Source organism: Pullulanibacillus pueri, from assembly GCF_014639255.1.
Lineage (GTDB): Bacteria > Bacillota > Bacilli > Bacillales > Sporolactobacillaceae > Pullulanibacillus > Pullulanibacillus pueri.
In genome coordinates this window covers 20244-42081 of sequence record NZ_BMFV01000019.1, presented here as the reverse complement: position 1 = coordinate 42081, position 21838 = coordinate 20244, and the positions used below count along the sequence as shown (strand labels likewise).

At 38.7% G+C, this 21838-nt stretch carries 28 protein-coding genes and 1 riboswitch; of the genes, 18 read left to right on the top strand and 10 right to left on the bottom strand.

Features of this window, described 5'->3' with window-relative positions:
- Nucleotides 1-86 precede the first annotated feature (86 nt).
- Complete coding sequence (locus tag IEV91_RS12645; protein ID WP_188497773.1) at nucleotides 87-227, bottom strand: hypothetical protein; 141 nt, start codon at nucleotides 225-227, stop codon at nucleotides 87-89.
- A gap of 31 nt (nucleotides 228-258) precedes the next feature.
- Complete coding sequence (locus tag IEV91_RS12640) at nucleotides 259-609, bottom strand: hypothetical protein (RefSeq protein WP_188497772.1); 351 nt, start codon at nucleotides 607-609, stop codon at nucleotides 259-261.
- Between the two features lie 164 nt (nucleotides 610-773).
- On the opposite strand from IEV91_RS12640, the gene IEV91_RS12635 reads away from it, so the two are divergent.
- Nucleotides 774-1406, top strand: a complete 633-nt coding sequence (locus IEV91_RS12635) for a fumarylacetoacetate hydrolase family protein (RefSeq protein WP_188497771.1) — start codon at nucleotides 774-776, stop codon at nucleotides 1404-1406.
- 383 nt (nucleotides 1407-1789) lie between these two features.
- Nucleotides 1790-3088, top strand: a complete 1299-nt coding sequence (gene murA, locus IEV91_RS12630; protein WP_188497770.1) for a UDP-N-acetylglucosamine 1-carboxyvinyltransferase — start codon at nucleotides 1790-1792, stop codon at nucleotides 3086-3088.
- Nucleotides 3089-3269: 181 nt separating this feature from the next.
- Here murA and IEV91_RS12625 read toward each other — a convergent pair whose 3' ends face one another.
- Complete coding sequence (locus IEV91_RS12625; protein WP_188497769.1) at nucleotides 3270-3878, bottom strand: manganese efflux pump MntP; 609 nt, start codon at nucleotides 3876-3878, stop codon at nucleotides 3270-3272.
- Between the two features lie 162 nt (nucleotides 3879-4040).
- Here IEV91_RS12625 and IEV91_RS12620 point away from each other — a divergent pair, with 162 nt between their 5' ends.
- The gene (locus IEV91_RS12620; protein WP_188497768.1) at nucleotides 4041-4508 is read left to right on the top strand and encodes a CBO0543 family protein; all 468 of its coding nucleotides are present in this window, start codon (nucleotides 4041-4043) and stop codon (nucleotides 4506-4508) included.
- 221 nt (nucleotides 4509-4729) lie between these two features.
- On the opposite strand, the gene IEV91_RS12615 is transcribed toward IEV91_RS12620, so the two are convergent.
- Nucleotides 4730-5170, bottom strand: coding sequence for a YndM family protein (locus tag IEV91_RS12615; protein WP_188497767.1), 441 nt, complete (start codon nucleotides 5168-5170; stop codon nucleotides 4730-4732).
- A gap of 231 nt (nucleotides 5171-5401) precedes the next feature.
- Nucleotides 5402-5489: riboswitch (cyclic di-GMP riboswitch) on the top strand.
- Nucleotides 5490-5572: 83 nt separating this feature from the next.
- On the opposite strand from IEV91_RS12615, the gene IEV91_RS12610 reads away from it, so the two are divergent.
- Both IEV91_RS12610 and IEV91_RS12605 read left to right on the top strand, forming a co-directional pair.
- Nucleotides 5573-6700 carry an EAL domain-containing protein gene (locus IEV91_RS12610; RefSeq protein ID WP_188497766.1) on the top strand — a complete coding sequence of 376 codons (1128 nt, stop codon included), beginning with the start codon at nucleotides 5573-5575 and terminating at the stop codon, nucleotides 6698-6700.
- 304 nt (nucleotides 6701-7004) lie between these two features.
- Nucleotides 7005-7979 carry a ring-cleaving dioxygenase gene (locus tag IEV91_RS12605; RefSeq protein ID WP_188497765.1) on the top strand — a complete coding sequence of 325 codons (975 nt, stop codon included), beginning with the start codon at nucleotides 7005-7007 and terminating at the stop codon, nucleotides 7977-7979.
- Nucleotides 7980-8623: 644 nt separating this feature from the next.
- On the opposite strand, the gene IEV91_RS12600 is transcribed toward IEV91_RS12605, so the two are convergent.
- Complete coding sequence (locus tag IEV91_RS12600) at nucleotides 8624-8719, bottom strand: YjcZ family sporulation protein (protein ID WP_188497764.1); 96 nt, start codon at nucleotides 8717-8719, stop codon at nucleotides 8624-8626.
- Nucleotides 8720-8897: 178 nt separating this feature from the next.
- On the opposite strand from IEV91_RS12600, the gene IEV91_RS12595 reads away from it, so the two are divergent.
- A complete protein-coding gene (locus IEV91_RS12595) occupies nucleotides 8898-9254 on the top strand; it encodes a DUF2680 domain-containing protein (protein ID WP_229745582.1) in 357 nt (118 codons plus the stop codon).
- A 186-nt stretch (nucleotides 9255-9440) separates the two neighbouring features.
- Here the strand turns inward: IEV91_RS12595 and IEV91_RS12590 are convergent, their stop codons facing one another.
- Together IEV91_RS12590 and ykzB are read right to left on the bottom strand one after the other, a co-directional pair.
- Nucleotides 9441-9611, bottom strand: coding sequence for a Fur-regulated basic protein FbpA (locus tag IEV91_RS12590; RefSeq protein WP_188497763.1), 171 nt, complete (start codon nucleotides 9609-9611; stop codon nucleotides 9441-9443).
- Between the two features lie 47 nt (nucleotides 9612-9658).
- Complete coding sequence (ykzB, locus tag IEV91_RS12585) at nucleotides 9659-9796, bottom strand: protein YkzB (protein WP_188497822.1); 138 nt, start codon at nucleotides 9794-9796, stop codon at nucleotides 9659-9661.
- A 277-nt stretch (nucleotides 9797-10073) separates the two neighbouring features.
- Between ykzB and IEV91_RS12580 the strand changes: the two genes are divergently transcribed.
- Together IEV91_RS12580 and IEV91_RS12575 are read left to right on the top strand one after the other, a co-directional pair.
- On the top strand, nucleotides 10074-10406 hold the full coding sequence (locus IEV91_RS12580) for a MerR family transcriptional regulator (protein ID WP_188497762.1): 333 nt from the start codon (nucleotides 10074-10076) through the stop codon (nucleotides 10404-10406).
- A gap of 322 nt (nucleotides 10407-10728) precedes the next feature.
- On the top strand, nucleotides 10729-11649 hold the full coding sequence (locus IEV91_RS12575) for a S8 family peptidase (protein WP_188497816.1): 921 nt from the start codon (nucleotides 10729-10731) through the stop codon (nucleotides 11647-11649).
- Between the two features lie 139 nt (nucleotides 11650-11788).
- Here the strand turns inward: IEV91_RS12575 and IEV91_RS12570 are convergent, their stop codons facing one another.
- The 3 genes from IEV91_RS12570 to IEV91_RS12560 form a co-directional block, all read right to left on the bottom strand.
- Nucleotides 11789-11887, bottom strand: coding sequence for a YjcZ family sporulation protein (locus IEV91_RS12570; protein WP_188497761.1), 99 nt, complete (start codon nucleotides 11885-11887; stop codon nucleotides 11789-11791).
- Nucleotides 11888-11960: 73 nt separating this feature from the next.
- The gene (locus IEV91_RS12565) at nucleotides 11961-12056 is read right to left on the bottom strand and encodes a YjcZ family sporulation protein (protein ID WP_188497760.1); all 96 of its coding nucleotides are present in this window, start codon (nucleotides 12054-12056) and stop codon (nucleotides 11961-11963) included.
- A 122-nt stretch (nucleotides 12057-12178) separates the two neighbouring features.
- A complete protein-coding gene (locus IEV91_RS12560; RefSeq protein ID WP_188497759.1) occupies nucleotides 12179-12274 on the bottom strand; it encodes a YjcZ family sporulation protein in 96 nt (31 codons plus the stop codon).
- Between the two features lie 569 nt (nucleotides 12275-12843).
- Here IEV91_RS12560 and IEV91_RS12555 point away from each other — a divergent pair.
- The 10 genes from IEV91_RS12555 (at nucleotide 12844) to IEV91_RS12510 (ending at nucleotide 21740) form a co-directional block, all read left to right on the top strand.
- Nucleotides 12844-13629 carry an alpha/beta hydrolase gene (locus tag IEV91_RS12555; protein ID WP_188497758.1) on the top strand — a complete coding sequence of 262 codons (786 nt, stop codon included), beginning with the start codon at nucleotides 12844-12846 and terminating at the stop codon, nucleotides 13627-13629.
- Between the two features lie 30 nt (nucleotides 13630-13659).
- Entirely contained in the window at nucleotides 13660-14064 is a 405-nt protein-coding gene (locus IEV91_RS12550; RefSeq protein WP_188497757.1) for a thiol-disulfide oxidoreductase DCC family protein, read from the top strand.
- 167 nt (nucleotides 14065-14231) lie between these two features.
- Complete coding sequence (gene bacA, locus IEV91_RS12545; protein WP_188497756.1) at nucleotides 14232-15032, top strand: undecaprenyl-diphosphate phosphatase; 801 nt, start codon at nucleotides 14232-14234, stop codon at nucleotides 15030-15032.
- A gap of 274 nt (nucleotides 15033-15306) precedes the next feature.
- Entirely contained in the window at nucleotides 15307-15594 is a 288-nt protein-coding gene (locus IEV91_RS12540; RefSeq protein WP_188497755.1) for a phage holin family protein, read from the top strand.
- 230 nt (nucleotides 15595-15824) lie between these two features.
- Nucleotides 15825-17462 carry an FMN-binding glutamate synthase family protein gene (locus IEV91_RS12535; RefSeq protein WP_188497754.1) on the top strand — a complete coding sequence of 546 codons (1638 nt, stop codon included), beginning with the start codon at nucleotides 15825-15827 and terminating at the stop codon, nucleotides 17460-17462.
- 218 nt (nucleotides 17463-17680) lie between these two features.
- Nucleotides 17681-18070 carry a GntR family transcriptional regulator gene (locus IEV91_RS12530; RefSeq protein WP_188497753.1) on the top strand — a complete coding sequence of 130 codons (390 nt, stop codon included), beginning with the start codon at nucleotides 17681-17683 and terminating at the stop codon, nucleotides 18068-18070.
- Nucleotides 18071-18082: 12 nt separating this feature from the next.
- On the top strand, nucleotides 18083-18796 hold the full coding sequence (locus IEV91_RS12525) for an ABC transporter ATP-binding protein (RefSeq protein WP_188497752.1): 714 nt from the start codon (nucleotides 18083-18085) through the stop codon (nucleotides 18794-18796).
- On the top strand, nucleotides 18793-19569 hold the full coding sequence (locus IEV91_RS12520) for a hypothetical protein (protein WP_188497751.1): 777 nt from the start codon (nucleotides 18793-18795) through the stop codon (nucleotides 19567-19569). The genes IEV91_RS12525 and IEV91_RS12520 overlap by 4 nt, the downstream gene beginning before the upstream one ends.
- Before the next feature lie 12 nt (nucleotides 19570-19581).
- Entirely contained in the window at nucleotides 19582-20553 is a 972-nt protein-coding gene (locus IEV91_RS12515) for an ABC transporter ATP-binding protein (RefSeq protein ID WP_373284440.1), read from the top strand.
- Between the two features lie 41 nt (nucleotides 20554-20594).
- Entirely contained in the window at nucleotides 20595-21740 is a 1146-nt protein-coding gene (locus tag IEV91_RS12510; protein WP_188497750.1) for an ABC transporter permease, read from the top strand.
- The last annotated feature ends 98 nt before the right edge of the window (nucleotides 21741-21838 follow it).

The following is a 21838-nucleotide window of genomic DNA, read 5'->3' as shown; positions in this document are numbered from 1 at the left end:
GTCTTTGCTTACATAAAATGTTTACCACCTGCCTATTGATATATTAGAAAATAGAGGGTAGCTCCTGAAGCTACCCTCTATTCATCTTAAGGTTTAAAGACAAAAAAGCGTAAAAGTAACATGATGAGTGTAACCATCACTGTGAAAAGTAAAGAAAATCTAAGTTCTCTTTTTACAACCGTATGAATGTCAGGCTTGTGTTTTTTTCTCGATTCTTGATCTGCCACTGTTTTTAGCCTCCTATTGACTCATTGTTTGTTATAGGATAAGAGGCTGTTCGTCTAAAAAGACCGCCTGATATTTAATCGGAAGAAGCATCCGTTTTAAAAGTAATAAATGAAAGTAAAAAAACTGAAAGAGCGACAATCGTTGATGACGCTTAACGAATAAATAATAGGGAACAACTGAAATAACGATGAAAGGAATGACCGGTAGCGGCTGAGGCTCATCGTTATGGATCGCTAAAATACTAGAGGAGTCATGAAGTGGGCTGTACTCATTGGCGCCATTAGGATGTGAGCTTATCACATGGTATGGATGAGCGACACATGTAAAGAGAAAGATCAATAAAGTCAATTGATAGGGTTTGATCCACATTTTTTTAGCCATTCTTTTTCTCCTCAGAGGTGTAATAGATAATTGGACATGATGAGTTTAAAAGATGAGAAGGATATTTAAGTCCCGTTCGTGTATCGTTTATATTTCTTATTATATCAAATTTTATATATATAGGGCAGCATTTATGAAAAGCGTGAAGAAAGGAATGTTCTAAAATGAATGAAATTCGTAATATATATTGTGTCGGTAGAAATTATGCTCAACACGCAAAGGAATTAAAGAACGAGGTTCCGACCTCTCCCTTTTTATTTTCTAAGCCAACCCATGCATTAGTTGAGACACAAGGTCAAGAGATACGTTTGCCTAATGATCAAGGTGCCATCCATTATGAAGCAGAATGGGTTGTTCATATTCGACAACCGTACGAAAAAGGGATGAGTGTGGATGAGCTTGTGGATCAAATGGCATTAGGGATTGATTTTACGCTTCGAGATATTCAGTCAGAATTAAAAAAGAAGGGGCAGCCATGGCTGTTGGCTAAAGGATTTAAAAATTCAGCAGTGATCAGTCCGTTTATTGAGTTTCCAGGCATCGAAGCGTGCAAGCAGGTTGATTTCTCACTTTTAAAAAACGGTGAATACGTACAAAAGGGGAATATTCAAGAGATGATCTTTGATTTACAAACCATTGTTGACTTCGCGGGCCAACACTTTGGATTAGGTAAGGGAGATATTATTTATACGGGAACCCCTGCTGGAGTGGGACCGATTATGGACAAAGATCATTTCGCGTTGCTCTGGGGACAAAAGAAGCTTGGTGAGTGCTCTGTTATCTTTGCAAATAACTAAATAGAGGTTAATTTTTATAACCTTCTTCCGTTTTGTATCGGTTATAGAGGAACGAAATGGCTAATTATACCTTTTAAAAACCTAAAAAACAATAACATCCATTAAAAACATTACATAAAGAAGACAGGAGTACTTCTTTCGTAACAATTTCTCAAAATAAAGTAACCTCATTTAGAATAAACATGTGTTAAAATCTCATTAAATATAAAAAAATTATAGGCAAATGACATAAAAGTGTTGTGATGTCTATTCCTACTTAATTGGCCCTCTTGGTGTATGCATTTCAAATGGACGGAATGCTCCCGATGGCTAAATGAATCAATAATATGACTAGAGTGATAATGACTATCCTTAGAACATGGAACCATTAAGAGGAGACCGCTATGAAAGAAAAATATATTGTTGTTAAAAAGTCAGACCCATTACAGGGGAGTTTGGCCGTTCCTGGCTCTAAAAATGCTGTCTTAGGTCTGTTGGCTGCTGCACTCATGACGGATGAGGACGTTAAAATAGAAAATATCCCGCAAATTCTTGATGTGAAAGTGTTATGTGAGATTGTTGCTGATATTGGCGTCGATGTTCATGAAACTGATCATCAATTAATTTTTAATGCGAAGAATATAAAGCATGCGGAGTTAAACACGGCACTCACTTCGAAATTTAGGGCGTCCTATTACTTTATTGGAGCGTTGATCAGTAAATATAAAAAAGTGAAAATAGGTTACCCTGGGGGAGATGATTTTGGTTCTCGTCCCATCGATCAACATGAGAAAGGGTTAACAGCTCTCGGAGCCACCTTTAATTATTATAAAGATTATTACACTGTAGAAGCTGAACGTTTAAAGGGTGCGGATATTTATTTTGATGTGATAACCTCTGGAGCTACGATTAATGTTATGTTAGCCAGTGTTTTTGCCGAGGGAAAAACCACGCTAACCAATGCAGCAAGAGATCCTGAAGTTGTGGATGTGGCCAATCTTCTTAACAAGATGGGGGCGAACATTCGCGGAGCCGGGACGAGTAAAATTATCATCCACGGTGTGAACACATTAAAGGGGTGTGACTATCAAACGATCCCTGATCGCCTTATTGCAGGCACTTTTTTGATTGCAGCAGGTGTTACGGGTGGCCAGGTGACGGTCAGAGATGTCATTCCAGAGCACCTGACATCTCTATTAGAAAAACTTACGGAAATGGGAATGACTTTCGAAGTTGGAAATAATAGTATTACTGCCTATGGCGATCACAATTTAAAGGCAACGAGAGTAAAGACGGGGATGTATCCACTATTTGCAACGGATTTACAACAACCCTTAACATCGTTAATGCTTAAAGCATCTGGAAAAAGTATTGTGACTGACCCTATTTTTCCGAATCGTTTCCGTCACATCCATCAGTTGAGTAAGCTCGGGGCTGTGATTGAAAAACGCAAAGCGAGTGTTTTCATTCCTGGAAATCAAAAACTAAAGGGCGCAAGAGTTGAAGCTTTAGATGTGAGAGCTGGATCAAGCCTTATCCTCGCAGGATTGATGGCTGAAGGAACGACGATCATTACCGATATTGATCATATTTTGCGAGGATACGAAAATGTAACATCACTCTTTGCAAAGCTAGGTGCCGATATCACTTTAGAAAATGGCTCAGCTGATAAGAGTCTTCATCATGTGTCCAAAATTATATAATTGATTTTAAAGAGCACCTTTGTGATGCTCTTTTTTTCTTTATTCGATATGATCAAGGTCCCCTAAAATGTCCTTTATGTTTTGCTGTGGTTGTGACGTGCGACCTTGGTGTAAAGATATAAAGGGGAGAAGCCCCTTGGTATACTATAGGGTTTTCCAAATAAATAGGACGCGACTAGGTCTAGTAAATGATTTCGTATAACCCAATGAGGATCAAAAGGACGCCTGAAAGAATAGGGGCATAGAGCTCCATGTTTTTGATACGCTTTTGAATGCTTTTGCCCATGACTCCCCCTATTGAAATAAAGAGGACGGAAAATAGACCAATGGATGCTACAAAACTGACAATTGAAGCGCTCGTCAATCCGACACTGAAGCTCGTGCTAATGCTATTTATCGCCAGAGCAGTGCCTAATAACAAGGATTCTTTCATACTTATAGAATGATTCTGGTCAAGATCGGCATCCTTGGGTTCGTAAATCACTTTTAGAAAGGGAGACTGAGTTTGGTTTGACTTTTTGGAGCGTTCATAAAATGAGGACCATACTGTTAAGGCACCGATGATAAGTAATAAGAGACCACCGATAGTATTCGTAATATGAGGTTGAATATAGGTCGAGATCCAATGACCAGCAAACAGTGAGATTAGTGAAAATAACATTGAAATAGCTGCTATAATGATATTGGACAACCAGGGGATTTTCGTTTTTTTCATACCGTAGGAGCAACCAATAATTAAGTTATCGATATTAGCGACAACTCCGATAAAGATGGCACTGAACAAATGCATAGGCATTCCTCCTATTCCCTAAGGTATGCGATAAGGAATAAGGGGTGACAATCGATTTAAAGACGTAGTCAAGAGATGTGAATAATTCCATTTATTTAGTGGCATGCTTATAGATAAGACTATGTTAGAACTTAACTAGAGTAAACGGGTGATTGAGTTTATATGCTACTTGCTGTTAGCTCTTTTCTTATATTTTTGCTTCTCGTGATCTTTTCAAAGAAGCATCTTTCAAAACTTGAAATGTACACATCGTCGATTTTTGCCATTGTGTTGGATTTTGTTGTGGACTATTTATTAGAATTTAAATACCACCTTTACGGTTATTTTCGTATCTACAAAGCGGATTATGAGGATTTTATAGTTATTCTCGGGATATATCCGTTAATTGATATTTTATATCTCAATTATTTTCCATTTAAGAAAAGTAGAATCGTGCAGGTACTGTATGTTATTGGGTGGTCTTGTTTTTCTATTTTTTATGAATGGTTAGCTGTTCGATCGGAATTATTTTATTACAATGGCTGGAAACTAATCTACTCTGTGCCCATTTACCCCATACTATTTTTGATTTTATTAGGAAAATTTTGGTTTATTAACTACTTAAAGAGGAAAGAATTTATTCAAAAGTAGACGAAGTAAAAGCATGTTTTTAAGATGAAAAATGGAGACTGGGAAAAAATATTTCACTCATAGAAAAATCCGAACATTCAGTGAATGGACGGATTTTTCTTTATTCTTAGCATGAGGCGCATTGCTCCTGTCAAAACACTTCGCTTTCCACGGGGCTCGGCTCACTTCTCACTTTGGAGCTTTTTATGTTTGGTTTTCTTGGCAAAGTTTTTGGTAGAGGCTTATTTCTTATCTTTGAAATCTGACTCCTCAGCAAACTCAGTTCCATAGTCAACGTGCTGTTTATAATGGGACTGTCTTGCCTGTGGCCCCTCTTCAATAGCGTTATGTTTAAGAATATAGCGATGGACAAAGACTTCAGCAATAGTGATGACAACAGCTGAAATGATGCTTCCCCATGCGATTTGTAAGTAACTATTTAAAAGAATGTTACCAAAAACCCACACGCTGACATAGGTTATCAGAAAGTCGATAATAGTCGCTGTCGTGTTGCCGAAACGAGGCAGTACAATTCTGTCTCCAACAATATATGAAATGACTGTTACAAGCAAACTAAACGTTAAAATATCTGTAAATGTTGCGGCAAAAAATAAATCGAGTCCAAGTGCAAAAGCAATGAGGCACGTGATAAATTTAACAAGTAATAGAGTAATATGTTGCATAACCAAAACCTCCGTTTTTTTACATAGTATGGAATAAAAAAAATAATTTCATACATATTGGCGTAAAAAACAGTTTGAAGGGAGGAAAGATCCTTCATGTTATCGGACACAAGTGGAAGTACCCATTGAATGGAGGATAAAGAAAATTATCTATTGTCCAAACGTAATGAATTGGGAAATGTAGACTTTTGTCGAATTTAGTTGTAATATGGACGAGACAATTCATTTGCTTTTCGATAATGGCATACTTGTTGAAAGACAAGGACGCAAAGCCACGGGCCTAAGGAGGATTGTACTCTAAGGTAGCCGGGTTACCGAAAGAAGGGGTATATTCCATGATCATCTCTGCTTTTTTCGGGATGGTCATTTTTTATTGAAAATTATTTTAAAGGAGTGATTGGTTTGTTTTCGTTAAAAACCTTTCTAAAGGAAGAGAGGTTCTATCATTATTTCCAGCCTATTTATAATTTGGTTGACGGTTCTATTAAAGGCTATGAAGTGTTACTGAGGGCAGACGAGTTTTCAAACCCAGAGCCTATCTTTGAGTTAGCACAAAAAAAGAAGCAGCTTTTTGAATTAGATACCCGGTCCATTTATAAAGGGATTAAAACTTATCACGAGGCTGGTCTGACACCAAAGGAAGTGAAACTCTTTATCAATGTTTTTCCATCAACACTCTTAAATCCAAAATTTCTTTCCTTTGTAAAGGATATTATGAATGAGCATGTGGAGCTGAGGCAGCATTTAGTTATGGAAATTATTGAAAGTGAAGTGATCACTAACTATACTCAACTTATTGGTGTGATCAAGAAGTTGAAAAATGTCGGTGTCACTATTGCGATCGATGATTTTGGTAAAGGCCATCATGATATGATGCGGATTATTGAGTTAGAGCCACATTATATTAAACTGGATCGTTATTTTGCTCATGATTTGCTAGCTTCTAAGAAAAAACAAAGATTAGTGAAACTCATTCAAAAATTTTGTGCGGAAAATCATTGTGACTTGATTATTGAAGGACTGGAAATGGATGCGGAAATTGCTTATGTCAAATCTTTAGGAATTACATATGGCCAAGGCTTTGGACTAGGGATGCCTCAACCCATTGCGAAATTAAAACAAACATATGAAAAGAGTTTAGGACTTCAAGAGTATCCTATGAATAAAAGGAAATTTCGACGTGAAAAATTTTATAATCAAGAATGTACTTTAAGGTTTTTAGACTTTGGAACGAAAAAGCTTAATTCGTTAGTCAATAAAGCTATTCAAGGATATGTAGAAGATATTAGTCTTGGTGGGTCAAAGGTGACCTTAATGTTGGATCTCCCTGTTCAAAATAAAGTGACTGTGGAACTGAGTTTCGAATACAATGAGGAATATTATAAGATAAAAGGTGTAATCGTTCGTAAAGAAGCACATTCAAGTGAGTCAATGATTGGGTATGGCATACAGTTTCTTTCACTTGATGGTTATGAACTCAGTCGGTTGAATCAACTTATTAATACTCTTGAATTAGCGAGTCTAACTTAAGATGACCTTAGCCCCTCTCAGGCCCTCGAGAGGGTATTTTTTTATGTCAGCAAGTATCCCTTTGCGGATGACTCTAAAAGGGTAACTTTGGTTTTGACCATAAAGGTTGCAAGACAACTGATGTGTGAAGGCGTCCCTAATTATCAGATGAATTAACGCCATAAGGACTATTTAAAAGGCAATGAGTGTTGACAAAAACTTTTTAATCAATTATCTTTAATTCAAGATATTTTATATCAATATATTTTGTCTGTAGCTCTTAAGTATAAATAACGCGATATAGAGTTAAAAAGGAGAATTGATTATGGAATTGAAAGGGATCCATCACGTATCGGCTATGACTGCAAACGCAGCAAAGAACTTTGATTTTTATACAAAAATATTGGGTATGCGATTGATTAAGAAAACAGTCAATCAAGATGATGTCTCCGTGTATCATCTTTTCTATGGAGATGTGGAAGGTAACCCTGGAACTGAGTTTACCTTTTTTGAAATTCCGATGGCTGCTCCTAATCATAACGGGAATAATAGCATTTCAGAAATATCCTTACGCGTTCCCAATGATACGGCTTTAGAGTATTGGAAAGATCGTTTTAAATCTATGAATGTGGCTCACATGGACATATCGGAAGTATTTCATCGCAAGGTATTGAAATTCAAAGATCCAGAGGGACAAAGATTAGTATTAGTTTCCGATGAACATAATGAGGGCGGTGTCTCTGGTGGAACACCATGGGAGAAAAGTCCTGTACCGAATGAGTATGGGATTATTGGACTCGGGCCTGTAAAATTAACTGTTCCATATCTAGAACCGACAGAGACGCTTTTAGTCCATGTCATGGGGTTTAGAAAAATCGGCCAATATGCCTCCTCAATTGAAGGTCAACAAGATATCGTTGTTTATGAAACAGGCCGTGGGGGAACTGGGGCTGAAGTTCACGTGGAAACGCGAACCGATTTGCCTAAAGAGAGTCTCGGTCGGGGAGGGGTTCACCATGTTGCTTTTCGTGTGGATAATGACGAAGAGTTGAGAGCATGGATTGCCAAAATTAAAGGACAAAGAATGGTGAATTCTGGATATGTTGACCGTTTTTATTTTCATTCGTTATATTTCAGAGAACCGAATGGCATTTTATTTGAACTGGCAACTGATGGTCCGGGATTTGCTACGGATGAGTCTTTAGAGCATCTTGGAGAGGGACTCGCTTTACCCCCTTTTCTTGAAGAACGCAGACAAGAAATAGAGGCGAAATTAAAACCGCTGGATACCAAACAATAATAAGGATGTCTCAGAGTGTAGAGAGTGTCGAATGTTTTAAAGCGTTGTCCAATAAAAGTGTCGAAAAAATTAAATATAAATTTTTTAATAAATTTTATGAATTTTAATCACTTTTTAATGTTTCTGTGTTAAAGTATTAGTGTATTAAACAATTATATGACCCCCTTATGATAAGCCTTCGGGCTTATTTTTTTGTGCAATAAGGGATTGGTATTTTATAAGTAGAAGGAAATTGCGACGTCAATTCGATCGGCTTTGGCAGCTCATACCTTATTATACCCCAAAAAGTAAAGAACACTTTTCGGGGACCCCGATTACCACCCCAAAAAGTAAAAAGCACTTTTTGGGGACCCCGATGGTGCGTCGAACACCGATTCTACCTACATCAAAAAATCGTAAGAACACGGTTTTTCTGCGAGGACTAATCTCTTAGTCGCTTTCCTTAGTCCTGTGGGCATGTGTGGGCATGTGGAAAGCGAGCGACTTGGAGCGGAAATTCCCACTGTTAACCGTCATTAATCTTCTTGTAGTTACGTCGGAATCTATTCAAAAGTGACAAGCGATGCGAACCTGAGCTTTTACAAAAAATAGGCACCTTAGAGGCGCCTATTCTGGAGTGTTCTTTTACTGTAGAGTGTTTGTGATTACCAAACGTAAGATGTGCCTACAATAATTAACAAAATAAAGAGGACAACAATCAAGGCGAAGCCACCGCCGTAGCCACCAGCTGCATATGCCATAAATTTCACCCTCCTTTTCCGTTGTCAGTATAGTGTATGGCTCTAATAGTGATTGGTGTGGGCAGCAGCTTTTAAGAATCATAATTTGGGCGAGTGATTCAGTAAGCACATTGAATAAAAAAAGGTGCATAAAATGGTAAATTCATCAAATCATAAAGAATAAAGGAGAGTGATTAAGATGAAAAAAATCATGAGCGTGCTTTTTGCATTAGCTTTGGTATTATCCAGTGTGGGGCTGACTGCACATGCTGAAGAATCTAATTCCCCAAATAAAATGGCACCCGCTAAGTTAACAGAAACTCAGAAAAAGGAATTAACGAAATTACAGAAAGAAATCTTGGAGAAAAAGCAGGCATTGATTAAAAAATATGTTGAATACGGCTTGATTCCTAAAGAAAAGGGAGAAAAAATCCTATCCCACCTTGAGGAACATGCTAAGCGGATGGAAAAGGAAGGATTTAAATTTTATCCTCACCACCATCATCACGGATTTAAAAAGGGACCCCATGAAGAAAAACAGGAAAATAGTCAATAAGTTTGTTTTCGTAGATTTCAACAATAGACACGCCGTTCTATTGTGTGTTTAGCATCTACAAGCAAAGAGATACAAAGAAACCAGGGCAAAGTCAAATGGCCCTGGTTTTTTATAAAAAGAAAACATCAGCTTGTTGAATAATGGGGCTATCTCATGCTCCTCATCGGTATTGTGGGCCATTGTTTATCAATCAGGGACTTTCTTCATGTCACTAATTCTTTCGTACTCTTTTTCAAGTTGGGTCAAAGTATAGTGATGCAGCGATTGATCTTTTATGTTAAAAACGCCAGAATCCATTAGAAGTTTAATATAGTGTTGCTTCCTCTTCTCAACCACTTCTCGGAGATATCTTGACATGAATCTTACCTCCTTTTCTTAAAATGGGAACACTTTAGGTCAGCCTTTCAAGCATTCTGAGCCACCCGTAAAATTTCGGAGGCACGATTCCCACTCAATGTGACTAATTCTTCGAAAAGTTCATCTCTTAGCATATCCAATTGGATAATCTTCTCAGCGAGGATTAAGGCTTTATCCTGTTTCAAAAAAATCCCCCCTCTCAGGACTCGTGTTTCCATCACTTCTGTCTCTTTTTATTACCTCTATTTTAGTGGCTCGTGAGTATGCAATCTATAAAATTGTCAGGTACACTTACAATGAAATTTTAGAGGTTATTTTTGAATGTAAGAAAAGTTAACAAAGGACAACATGAATCATGAGGTTTAGTGTATATTAAAGGGGACCAAAAAAAGTAAGCCTCTATGATCAAGGAGATAAAACTCCGAAAGGAAAATTTATCATGAGGTTAAAGGGGGAGAGCGGGTGACCTCTCAAGACGATTCATATCTTCATAAAAAGGTTATGCCCATAGGAACGGTATGTGAACTTACTGGTTTATCTGAGCGGCAAATCCGTTATTATGAGGAGCGAAAACTCATCTTTCCTAAAAGAACAAATAAAGGAAATCGGAAATATTCTTTCTCTGATGTTGAAAGTCTGATGGATATAGCCAATAAAATGGAAGATGGCATTCAAACATCAGAGATTAGGAAAGAGATTAATAAACGGAAAGAAAAAACATCTGGAGATAAGATCAAACAAAACATGATTCGAGGGCAATTAAACGCCCAGTTCAATAAGGGGCATTATAATTAATCTGTGGAGAAGTGTGACCTTAATATTCTTAACATTCATATGATTTTTGCTTAGTGTGGAGAACTGTCAACCAAGTTCCTCCGCATTTTTTCTGTTTTATAAATGCAGCAAACTTCCTATGCTTTTCAAAAAGAAGGCTGCCTTGGCATCTTTTCTCCCCAGTTTTTCCTATGTATTCACACAACTTTCCCTCTCCCTAAACGGTAGTCCAAGCTTACAAAGGAGTCCTTTCATATGCTGATTATGTAACATCTGAAAGAATGACTTTGTGAGAGGGGAAATTTAATTGAAACAACTTATTCCACATACTGTAGTAAAGGTAATGGAAAAAAGTGAAGCTCAAGATTATATTCCCGAAGGTATAACAATGATCCATGCTCCTGAAGTTTGGGATCAAACGCAACAAGGCCAAGGGGCAGTTATTGCCGTTATCGATACAGGTATTGATAAAGATCATCCTGATTTAAAAACACAAATTATTGGGGGAAGGGATTTTACAGGTACCGGAGATTTTGATGATGACAATGGGCATGGCACTCATGTTAGTGGAACGATTCTAGCCGCAGCAAATGGGCAAGGGGTGGCTGGAGTTGCGCCAAAAGCAAAAGTCTTAGCATTGAAAGCATTGGATGCACAAGGAAGTGGAGAAGAGTCCTGGATTAATGCCGCTTTAAGGTATGCGATCAATTGGACGGGTCCCCAAGGTGAGAAAGTCAATATTATTTCGATGTCATTAGGCGGACCGGCTGATCCCCAAGAGCATCGCTTGATTCAAAGAGCAGTACAAAATAATATTCTTGTTGTTTGCGCAGCAGGGAATAGTGGAGATGGCAATCCCAATACTGACGAACAATCTTATCCCGGCGCCTATCCTGAGGTAGTAGAAGTAGGGGCCGTCGATTTTCAAAGGAATATCGCGGATTTTTCAAATACAAATAGTGAAATTGATTTGGTTGCACCAGGTGTGAATATTATTTCTTGTTATCCTGGCGGAAGATATGCGCAAATGTCAGGGACATCTATGGCCACACCTCATGTTTCAGGGGCAGCCGCACTCTTACGCCATAATCTCCAAGATAAGTCTGAGCGAAAATTGTATGCCGAGCTTATTAAGCATACGACGGATTTGGGGTTGTCAAGGAATGCTCAAGGCAATGGTGTCTTAGATTTAGTAGGAGAAACAAGACAACAACCACGAAAAAGATCACCGCTTTGGAACTGTTTAAAAAGATTCTTTTATTAATTTCAGGAGATGGAATGACTCGAGAGTGGAAATCATTTCTGACCAAATATTTTAAGATGTCTTTGATAGAAAGAGAAAAAGCAGAACCTCTCATGAATGAGAATGGTTCTGCTCTTTTTAATACATAAAATCCTCTATATTAGTAGACGTAGGCAGCCCCTACGATAATGAGCAGGATAAACAACACCACAATTAAGGCAAAGCCTGCACCGTAACCTCCACCAGCTGCATAGGACATAAACCAAATTCCTCCTTTGCTATAATCCATTGATAACGTTATAGACATTTTTATATTGAAATTACCTCATGCCTTAATAGACGTATGCGGCACCAACGATGATTAACAAGATGAACAAGACCACGATCAAAGCAAAGCCTGCACCGTAACCCCCAGCTGTATAAGCCATCAAAATCCCTCCTTAATCGCTTATAGTTTAGTGTACGTTTTAACAGTTAATTTGTTATAGGCGCTTATCCCTATAAATCTTCATTTAGGCAAAAAACGATGTCTTTGACGTTTAAGGAACGATTAGTAAACATAGGCGGTGCCGATAATGATCAATAAAATGAACAAAACAACAATCAAGGAGAAACCACCGCCGTAATTTCCAGCTGTAGTTGTCATAAATAACCCCTCCTTAGTAGGTTGTAGTACAGCATATGTGCTATACCCCATTTTTGTTTGGGCACTCTGATAAAAAAAGATATTTGGGCTTTAGTTCTCTTTGATTTCTTTTCAAAATAATGAGGATAGGAGTTCTAATGAGTATGAATTCTAATATACATGGAAGTAATGAAAGGATGAGTGCGAGGTTTGATATTCAAGAAATGTGGAAAAGCTTTAGTAAAGAAACTTTAAGATGAGGTGATTGTATGGAACACCAACAAAAAACTCAGCATTATTTTACAAAATCGGATGTACTCATGAATGTTGCAGGAGTAGCCATTGTGGCTGGCATTATTGCCTTAGCTCTAGAAATTAATCCTTTTTAAAGAATAAGGAAGTCTTGGCCATCGAAGCAATAAAGAGATCGGTAGAAAAACAGGTCTTCATGGATATAGACTCGCTGTAAACTCAGTTTTTTTGAGTTATTGATAAAAAGTTTAAAATTATTGTAAAAAGGACTACTTGTTTTATAGCCTCTAAGGTATGATAGAGTTAAAGGGAATTCAAATAGAAAAGAGGCGTTGAATATGGCATTAATCAAGTGCGATTTTTATTCTGAAGTCTTGAATTTAAGCACGTCTATGACGGTTATCCTTCCACAACAAACGCATTCACAAATTGGTATGGATAACCATATTGTAGCAGATAAACATCCGACCCTCTATTTACTCCATGGGTTTAGTGATGATCATACGATTTGGACAAGACGCACTTCTATTGAAAGATATGTTGCACCGCTCGGATTAGCAGTGGTGATGCCCCAGGTCGATCATAGTTTCTATTCAGATATGAAGCACGGTCACAACTATTGGACCTTTCTAACTGAAGAGCTGCCGCATTTGGCACGTTCCTTATTTCCGCTATCAGAAGCTCGAGAAGATAACTTTGTAGCGGGACTATCCATGGGTGGTTATGGTGCATTAAAATGGGCCTTGAATTATCCCGAACGGTTTGCAGCAGCCGCGAGTTTATCAGGAGTTACTGATATTGTTGCTCATCAAAAGCGAAATCGAAAGGAACCTGAGAGTCTCTTTGCGCAGACTTTTCAAAACATCTTTGGTGATCAAGAGTTAGAAGGAACAACAAGTGATCTCTTGTCCCTTTTGAAGACTAAGGATAAAGACACGGTTCAAAAACCTAAACTTTATCAATGTTGTGGTACAGAAGATCATCTCTATAAAGATAATCTTCTCTTTACAGAGGCTTGTAAACAAACGGGGTTTGAGCTTACTACTGATTTTGGTCCTGGAGAACATGAATGGGGATATTGGGATGAAAAAATTCAGGACGTTCTCAAGTGGTTACCCTTGTAGTTTAAAGAGAAAAAAGAAGGGGGATTAGCGATGAGGACGCTACCACTTCTTGTCTTTTATGATAGTTGGTGTCCGCTCTGTAGGCGAGCGATGAAGACAATCCAAAAGCATGATACTCACCAAGTGATTCAATTTATTTCGTTTCGAGAGGATCAGATCATGGATCAGTTTGATTTATGGGATAAGGATGTTGAAAAGAAGATTTATGCCATCGATCCGAATAGCATAAAATCCTACTCAGGGATCTATACTCTATACCAAGTAGCTCATCGTATTCCTTTATTTCGTATAAGTGTACCTTTTATCTTTCTATCTATCAAACTAGGTTTAGGGGAGCGCGTATACCGATATATTTCTGAAAAAAGAAAGATTGTCCCCGTAGGTCAATGTGAAGGTGAGAGTTGCTCTTTGTTCAATAACCATAAAGAACAATAACGATAGAGTGTTATTGTTCTTTATGATTATAAAGGAAATAGGTCGTCTTGATTTCAGTAAAGCTAACCTTTTCTTGAAAGGGAAAAAGACTGGCTATAAAGAGAAGACAACACTCGAATGGGAAATTGTGTCTTTTTAAGCAGTTTATTGAAGAGGAGTTAGTGGTTATGGAGATGTTGAAAGCGGTGATTGAAGGTATAGTAGAGGGGCTAACGGAATTTGCTCCAGTTTCTTCTACAGGGCATTTAATCCTTGTTGGAGATATTATTGGTTTTACAGGAGAAAAAGCTAAGACATTTGAGATTATAATCCAACTAGGTTCTATCCTTGCCGTTGTCGTTCTATATTTTAAACGCTTTTTAAGCTTATTTGGTCTCTATAAAATAGAGGGAGAAAAACATCCCTTGAACCTTTTACATATTATTATTGCTGGAATACCCGCTGTGATCTTAGGTCTACTGTTCCATGATTTTATTAAGGATAAATTATTTTCTCCAGCAACAGTACTGGTTGGGCTGGTTGCGGGTGGGATTTTATTGATCTATGCTAACAAGAAAGGGCAAAACCAACAAGCACACAGGGATTCGTTGGACCGCATCAATTATATTCAGGCTTTTCAAATCGGTCTTTTTCAATGTTTGTCACTATGGCCAGGGTTTTCGAGATCAGGGTCAACGATATCAGGAGGATTAATTATAGGAGCAGGATATAAAGCCTCAGCGGAATTTTCTTTTATTCTAGCAGTGCCCATGATGATTGGAGCATCTGGACTGGATCTATTAAAGAGTCTTGATACGCTCAGCACAAGTGATATCCCGCTATTTGTCACTGGTTTTCTTACAGCCTTCATAGTAGCGCTGATTGCGATTGTGTTTTTCTTAAAGCTTTTACAAAGAGTGAAATTAGTTCCCTTTGCCATTTATCGCTTTATCCTTTCGGCGCTTTTCTTAATCTATATGTACTTTTAAATTTTTAAGTTGCTATCGCCAGCAGGGGTAGCAACTTTTTTTACATTTTAAGAAAGATAAAATTTTGGTCATTAGGACGTTGTGAAGCCCGTATTCCAGATTTTTAAGAAAAACGGTAACCAAAGCGCCTTTCTTAAGCCAAGAAGTGGGAGCCTTCTGCGGAATAGGATAAATCTTCTTGAAAGGGACAAGCGCCGACATCTTTTTATAAGAAACTCCATACATAAATAATAGGGTCTGTTATACGGATTTTAGGGTGGGAGGAGAGTGTCGAATGGATCAACTGTTATCTATGAATTTTGGTGCCTATGTGGCCTTAGGCTTTGTACTCTATGCGATCCATGAAGCTACACATATTAAGAATCGCTACATTCCTCTAGTAGCTATAGTTTTGGGCATTGCTTACGCATGGTTTCAATCAGGTGAATTTTCACCTCATGTTTTGTTAGTGGGAATAAAATACGCTTTATACGGTGTAGGGACAGTCGGAACGATTAAATTTACACTTGAAAAGGCAGAAAACGTTAACAATCGGAAGGATAAAAAAAGTAAGCCAAAGTAAATAAGGACCCTAAATTGAGAGGCGAACGAATAAAGGCAGAGATCCTTTTTTTCGTTCGTTTTTTCTATCTTATAACGTCAGAATTTTTAATTGAGTGGAAGACCTTATAAGTGCAACTTAGGCTTTCGCCATTAGGGCTTGGCGACAAGCCAAGTTTTCTAATAAATAGCATGATTTTTGGCAAAAATAGAAGGAATATAAGGCAATATTTGAGTAAAGGAGGCTATGCATTGCCATTAGCACATATTTTTACAGTTATCGGATTTCTCTTCATGATAGCGGTGATTATAGCTGTGATCATCATTCTTTTGATCTTATTTATACATGACCGAACACAGAAGAGGCATCCCATTTTACGTAATTATCCGGTTCTCGGAAAGGTGCGTTATTTTCTTGAAGCCATTGGTCCGGAGATGCGCCAGTATTGGTTCAATAGTGATAAAGAAGGAAGACCTTTTAGCCGTGATGATTATGAGCATGTGGTAAAAACAGCAAAGTATAAAAGGGATGTCTTGGGCTTTGGTTCAAAAAGAGATTTTGAAGAAGAAGGGTATTATGTGCGTAATCATCTCTTCCCAAAACAAATGCACGAAATGAAAATTGATCGGGAAATAAAGGTCAAATCCAAAAAATATGTATTAGAAAAGGATTCTCTTTTTGGCAATAGAAGAGAGACGTTCGTTGAGGATGAATCCCTTGCTTATTTATTGGAAGATGAGGATGTCGTCACGATCGGCAAAGAAACCTGTAGATACCCCTTCACAGTAAAGGGGCTGATTGGGATGTCTGCAATGAGTTATGGTGCCTTAGGTAAGAATGCAATTACCGCTCTTTCGGAAGGATTGGGTATGGCTAAAGGCACTTGGATGAATACGGGTGAGGGAGGACTATCGTCTTACCACTTAAAGGGTGGTGTCGATATTATCATGCAGATTGGACCAGGACTCTTTGGTGTTCGTGACAAGGAGGGTCAGTTTGATTGGGATGAGCTTAAGAGAAAAAGTGAAATCCCACAAATTAAGGCCTTTGAACTGAAACTTGCTCAAGGAGCCAAGGCTCGTGGTGGTCATGTTGATGGTGAGAAGGTGACTCCAGAAATTGCAGAAATCCGTAAAGTGGAGCCTTGGAAATCAGTCGACAGTCCGAATCGTTTTAATGAATTTAGTGATCCTCAATCGATGCTCGATTGGATTGAAAAAATTAGGCAACACACAGGAAAGCCTGTCGGCTGCAAGTTAGTGGTTGGCAGCAATAATGCCATCTTTGACTTGGCCGCTGCAATGAAAGCTTCAGGTAAGGCACCTGATTTTATTACGGTAGATGGTGGCGAAGGCGGGACAGGTGCCTCCTATCAAGAACTCATTGATAGTGTCGGCTTACCGATCCGTTCGGCGCTTCCTATTTTAGATGCGACCTTACGTCGCTTTGGGGTAAGGGATCGAGTGAGGATTATTGCCTCCGGTAAAATGATAACGCCTGATCGCATCGCCATTGCGCTGGCCATGGGAGCAGATCTTATTAATATTGCACGTGGTTTTATGATTACAGTCGGCTGTATTCAAGCGTTGAAATGTCATTCCAATATTTGTCCTACTGGGGTAGCAACCACCGATCCCCATCTGCAAAGAGCACTTGTTATTGATGAAAAGAAATGGCGTGTTGTGAATTATGTTGTTTCTCTAAGGAAGGGATTATTCCGAATTGCTGCAGCTGCAGGGATTGATTCACCGATTCACTTCAGACCAAGTCATATTTCTTATAAAGACGATGTTGGCATCGTTCAATCATTGGTTGATGTGTATAAAGCCATCGATGAAAGAGTGCAAGCTGAGCCCTACCCTATAGAGGATACGTTTGCGACAAAATAGAATGTTATCTAAGCAAGAGTGACTTTTAAATCAGGTCACTCTTTTTTGTCGTTCACTCTGAACTCCTTTGTGGATGCTGGACTTTCCTTTTAGTTTTCAGCAGTTGTGGTCCCGTGCACAATTTATTTTACATTTGCCTATTGCACCAAGTGTATTAAGTGATATAATACACTTAGATCAGGGGATACATTGGAGTGTTTCAGGTTGGAGGGAAGATCATGGAAAACCAACAGGTTGGAAGCATTCATTTTCAGATTGATTTCAGCCAACCCTTATATGAACAAATATTAGATCAATTTCGAAGCTCGATTGCTAAGGGGGAGATTGATTTGGGAGATAAGATACCATCCGTGCGCGAATTAGCACAGGCATTGAAAATAAATCCGAATACTGTCATGCGCGCTTATCAAGAATTAGAGCGTGATGGTTTAACGGAAAAACGAAGAGGCCAAGGCACCTTCGTGACAGCCTCGAAAGAGCAAGTGGATCATTTCAGGCATCAATTAGCAGGAAAATATATTGAATCCTTTATTCTGCAAATGGAGAATTTAGGGTATTCATGGAGTGATATTAAGACTTATATGGATAAGAAGCACTTGGGAAATTGAGGAGGGTTAGTTGTGAATGCTGTGATTACCTGTAAAGAGGTCACAAAAACTTATGGCAAAAAAAAGGCTCTGGATCATTTGAGCTTAAGCATACCTGGAAATGGAATTGTAGGCATTTTAGGACCTAATGGTTGTGGGAAATCCACCTTTTTCCGCTCGTTAGTCGGACTCGTCAAACCAGATTCAGGGCAGATGAAGATTCTAGATCGAAAACCAGGCTGGAAGACTAATAAAGATATTGCTTACTTACCTGATCGGGCTCGATGGTATCCAAATCATACTGTTGATGAAGCCTTCAAGTGGGCGAAGCATTTTCTTGATCATTTCGAACTGGAGACAGCGATAAAGCTGGCGGATTATATGGACATCGGGCGAGACATGAAAGTCCAAGGCATGTCACGAGGGCAGGAAGCACGCTTAATGCTGATTTTATGTATTGCCCGGAACGTGCCTTTAGTTATACTTGACGAACCATTTACAGGGATAGATATTATTTCGCGAGAACAGATTATTGATGGATTGATAGACTATCTGCAAGAGAGGAATCAGACGATCCTAATTAGTACACATGAGATTCATGAGATTGAAGGATTATTTGATTACAGTATTTTTATGGATAAAGGGACAGCGATTTGGTCAGGCGAAACAGAGACGTTAAGAGCTCAATATGGCTCTATGCATCAAGTTTTTAAAACGTTTTATAAAAGGAGGCTTGAAAGACAATGACCTCTCAAGTCTTTTGGAAACTCGTTCGACATGAATTTTTTGCTGGCGCTAATCGGAGAAAGGGAAGAAAGAATTTCCGTGGACGTAAGGCAAGGATTACTTACTATGTTGTTATGTTACTTTTGTTCTTTGCTGTCATGACCGTCGTCACAATGAAAACACATTTTTCCTTAAATAACAGCTGGTTTTGCACGCTTGGGTTTCCCTACTTTGTGTTTTTCTGGGGATTTGGGGCAGTAAAAAGAGAATGGGACAATGAAACTTTGGGCTGGTGGTTAACATTGCCTTATCGGCGTGAGACCCTTTTATCAGCCAAATTGATCGCAAATCTGATTCAAATCGTGCTCTTTTTCATTGGACTGATGTGTCTGGCCGTGATCTATTCTACTTATCTCACGTGTCTTCAGGATCATTTTCATTGGTCGGAAATTAGTCAGTTCATGCGCTTAGGGTTTAATTGGATCATCATTATGTTGTTTTTCAGTCCGTTTCTCCTTGCGGCAGGGCAATTTCTTGTCGTGGCTCAACACACTTTATTAAGTTTCATGACACCGATTCTCTGGATTCTCTGCATGTGGGGAGGAAGTTTTCTTTATTGGTTTATTGTTGGTAATAACCAAAATAATGTTTTTATGCAAATGTCTGAAGGTCGCTCTGTATCCTTCTTTCCATATACACACACACTTTGGATTTACATTGTTCTAAGCTGGGTTTTATCTTATGTCATATTACGTGTGACAGCTTATCTCTTAGATAAGAAGTTGTCCCTTTAGGAGGAGAAAGTGATGAAAGTTACTGAGAAAATGAGTCAGCGAGATACACTAAATAGTCACCATTCAGAGGTACTGTTAGAAGTCAATCGCTTAACGAAAATGTATGGGAAGGTGCAAGCATTAAAGGATGTTTCTTTTTCTGTTAAAAATGGCAGTTCCTATGGCTTGCTCGGTCCAAATGGTGCTGGGAAATCAACAACGATGAAAATTCTTACGGGTGTTATTAAAGCAAATAAAGGATCGGCAAAGCTGCTTGGGAAGGATGTTTCCAAGGATCAAGCGATAGTCTCAAAATATATAGGCTATGTTCCCCAAGAGATTACTTTATATGAACAATTAAGTGCTTATGATAATCTCATCTTCTTTGGGCAGATGTACGGGATGCAAGGCAACGCCCTTAAGAAAAGAGTCGAAGAAGTGCTTATTCAAACAGGCTTGGCCGATCGCGGAAAGGATGCCATTAAGACCTTTTCTGGTGGGATGAAGCGACGCATTAATATCGGTGCAGCTCTGCTTCATCGTCCTAAGCTTCTCATCCTCGATGAACCAACAGTAGGTATTGATCCGCAATCAAGAAACCATATTTTTGATATGATTCGGGATCTTAATAGGCAGGGAACTACGATCATTTACTCTACCCACTATATGGAAGAGGTAGAGGTCTTGTGTGATGAAATTGCGATTATTGACGAAGGAAGTGTAAAAGCTCAAGGTCCACTAGGTGCATTGCTTGAGGAATTTGGAAAGAAAGCCATCTACCTCGAAGTGGCTAATATGGACATACCCCCTGAACTCTCTGAAGATATTAAAGTCGTGAAGGAAGGCTCAGGATGGATATTAGAGACTGAGAAAGTAGCGGAGACGATGAAAGTATTATTAAATCTAGCAGCGGCAAACCACTGGGAGGTTAAGCAATTGGAAATTGTAAGACCTTCGTTAGAGAATGTCTTTCTGAGAGTTACAGGAACAGCCTTAAGAGATTAATGAATAACGAGATGTCATAACTAATGAAAGTAGGGGAAAGTGTGAAAGCAATTATAATCAAAGAACTTAAAATTATGGTAAAAGAAAAGGCGAATTTCTTTTTTCTATTGCTCATGCCTTTAATCTTTATCGTCATGTTTGGTTCTATTTTCAATAATACGGATGACGCTTCGTTGACCTTTCATGTGGTTGACCAAGATCAATCCACTGCATCTAAAGCTTTTCTAAAGCAAATTACAGCTCTACCCGGCATGAAGGTAGAAAAAGATTCTGAAGCAAATTTGCAGCAACAGGTTCATAAAATTGAACAAGGTCAGCAAGATTCCTTAATTGTCGTCCCAAAAGATTTTGAAGCGGATTTGAATGCCGGTCAGCAGGCCGCGATTAAGCTCTATCAGGATCCTACCCAGGCCTCATCCGTAGCACCTATAGAATCTGTCTTAAATAATATTACGAATCAATATCGGGAACAAAAACTCCAACAAACATTGGTTAAGATGGGGCAAACACAGGCTGAAGCCACTCAAGCCTTAAAAGCCCCCATCCAGATTAAAGACGTGAACACCACCTCGGACAATGTCGACTATATTTCACAAGTTGTACCGGGAATGACAGTAATGTTTGTCTTTTATATTATGATATCGATGGTCCGTCGCTTTTTCAAGGAGAAAGAATCGGGACTCATCTCTAGGATTAGAAGTACGAGCATCAAACCCTATTATTATTTGATCGGGATGTGGATTCCTTTTGTTCTCACGGTGATTGCGCAATGTATTGTTCTTTTTGCTTTTGGTCATTGGATGTATGATTTAAAATTAGGGGATCTTACTGCGATGGCCCTAATCATCATCTGTATTAGTCTCTGTGGTACAGGGATTGGTTTAGCCCTTTCCTTCTTAGTCAGTGGTGAAACTGTCGGTATGGTTGTAACACAGGTCATCGCCCTTGCTGGAGCAATGCTGGGAGGCCTTTGGGTCCCTTCGTATCTCATGCCAGACTTTGTTCAGAAATTAGGTCACTTTTTTCCACAATTTTGGGCTCAAAAAGCGCTTCAAGATATTATTGTCCACCATGCGCATGTCGGTGATATTTGGAAATCGTTAGGTGTCTTGCTTATATTTGCAGTTCTTGGCTTTATTGTTGCGATTATTCGTTTTCCAAGGTTTTTACGTTCGGCAGCTAATTGACGTTTTCTCCTTCTGCTGTTTCAGGTTCATAGAGGCCAGGAATTTGGGCTCTAGACTCTAAGGGATAAGCTACCACTATTCCATTTAAAGAATAAACT

Bases quoted from the DNA above. Each gene is read 5' to 3' on its own strand.
- IEV91_RS12640 (WP_188497772.1), bottom strand. From the start codon at position 609: ATGGCTAAAAAAATGTGGATCAAACCCTATCAATTGACTTTATTGATC.
- IEV91_RS12635 (WP_188497771.1), top strand. From the start codon at position 774: ATGAATGAAATTCGTAATATATATTGTGTCGGTAGAAATTATGCTCAA.
- murA (WP_188497770.1), top strand. From the start codon at position 1,790: ATGAAAGAAAAATATATTGTTGTTAAAAAGTCAGACCCATTACAGGGG.
- IEV91_RS12625 (WP_188497769.1), bottom strand. From the start codon at position 3,878: ATGCATTTGTTCAGTGCCATCTTTATCGGAGTTGTCGCTAATATCGAT.
- IEV91_RS12620 (WP_188497768.1), top strand. From the start codon at position 4,041: ATGCTACTTGCTGTTAGCTCTTTTCTTATATTTTTGCTTCTCGTGATC.
- IEV91_RS12615 (WP_188497767.1), bottom strand. From the start codon at position 5,170: ATGCAACATATTACTCTATTACTTGTTAAATTTATCACGTGCCTCATT.
- IEV91_RS12605 (WP_188497765.1), top strand. From the start codon at position 7,005: ATGGAATTGAAAGGGATCCATCACGTATCGGCTATGACTGCAAACGCA.
- IEV91_RS12600 (WP_188497764.1), bottom strand. From the start codon at position 8,719: ATGGCATATGCAGCTGGTGGCTACGGCGGTGGCTTCGCCTTGATTGTT.
- IEV91_RS12595 (WP_229745582.1), top strand. From the start codon at position 8,898: ATGAAAAAAATCATGAGCGTGCTTTTTGCATTAGCTTTGGTATTATCC.
- IEV91_RS12590 (WP_188497763.1), bottom strand. From the start codon at position 9,611: ATGTCAAGATATCTCCGAGAAGTGGTTGAGAAGAGGAAGCAACACTAT.
- IEV91_RS12575 (WP_188497816.1), top strand. From the start codon at position 10,729: ATGGAAAAAAGTGAAGCTCAAGATTATATTCCCGAAGGTATAACAATG.
- IEV91_RS12570 (WP_188497761.1), bottom strand. From the start codon at position 11,887: ATGTCCTATGCAGCTGGTGGAGGTTACGGTGCAGGCTTTGCCTTAATT.
- IEV91_RS12565 (WP_188497760.1), bottom strand. From the start codon at position 12,056: ATGGCTTATACAGCTGGGGGTTACGGTGCAGGCTTTGCTTTGATCGTG.
- IEV91_RS12560 (WP_188497759.1), bottom strand. From the start codon at position 12,274: ATGACAACTACAGCTGGAAATTACGGCGGTGGTTTCTCCTTGATTGTT.
- IEV91_RS12555 (WP_188497758.1), top strand. From the start codon at position 12,844: ATGGCATTAATCAAGTGCGATTTTTATTCTGAAGTCTTGAATTTAAGC.
- IEV91_RS12550 (WP_188497757.1), top strand. From the start codon at position 13,660: ATGAGGACGCTACCACTTCTTGTCTTTTATGATAGTTGGTGTCCGCTC.
- bacA (WP_188497756.1), top strand. From the start codon at position 14,232: ATGGAGATGTTGAAAGCGGTGATTGAAGGTATAGTAGAGGGGCTAACG.
- IEV91_RS12540 (WP_188497755.1), top strand. From the start codon at position 15,307: ATGGATCAACTGTTATCTATGAATTTTGGTGCCTATGTGGCCTTAGGC.
- IEV91_RS12530 (WP_188497753.1), top strand. From the start codon at position 17,681: ATGGAAAACCAACAGGTTGGAAGCATTCATTTTCAGATTGATTTCAGC.
- IEV91_RS12520 (WP_188497751.1), top strand. From the start codon at position 18,793: ATGACCTCTCAAGTCTTTTGGAAACTCGTTCGACATGAATTTTTTGCT.
- IEV91_RS12515 (WP_373284440.1), top strand. From the start codon at position 19,582: ATGAAAGTTACTGAGAAAATGAGTCAGCGAGATACACTAAATAGTCAC.